The organism is Halobellus captivus (genome assembly GCF_007655485.1).
Taxonomy (GTDB): Archaea; Halobacteriota; Halobacteria; order Halobacteriales; family Haloferacaceae; genus Haloquadratum; species Haloquadratum captivum.
In genome coordinates this window covers 154,934-155,261 of sequence record NZ_VJXQ01000005.1, presented here as the reverse complement: position 1 = coordinate 155,261, position 328 = coordinate 154,934, and the positions used below count along the sequence as shown (strand labels likewise).

The window sequence follows — 328 nt, the reverse complement described above, 5'->3', positions numbered from 1 at the left end:
GATTCTCGAAGAGATGGTCTCGAGCGCTCTCGCAGAGTGATCTATGATTGGATACAAAAAGTCGATTTACAGCCCACAGAGGGCCGAATCCTCGAATCACGTTCCCGTAGACGAAACCGTGATTCGAATCAACGATCAGCAATTCAGGCTGTACGCCGCTGCCGATCCTGATACAAACGAACTGCTGCATCGGCGACTATTTCCCACGACAACCACCGCTTTAACTGAGATTTTTCTGCGAGAACTCCGACAGAAACACGATGTCGAATCTGCTGTGTTTCTGGTCGATGGCGCTCAAAACCTCCAAACTCCACTGGCCAGAGCATAA

At 50.0% G+C, this 328-nt stretch carries 1 pseudogene; it reads left to right on the top strand.

Annotated features, from left to right (window positions below):
- A pseudogene (locus FJT57_RS17005) lies at positions 1-328 on the top strand (IS6 family transposase); the annotation flags it as partial.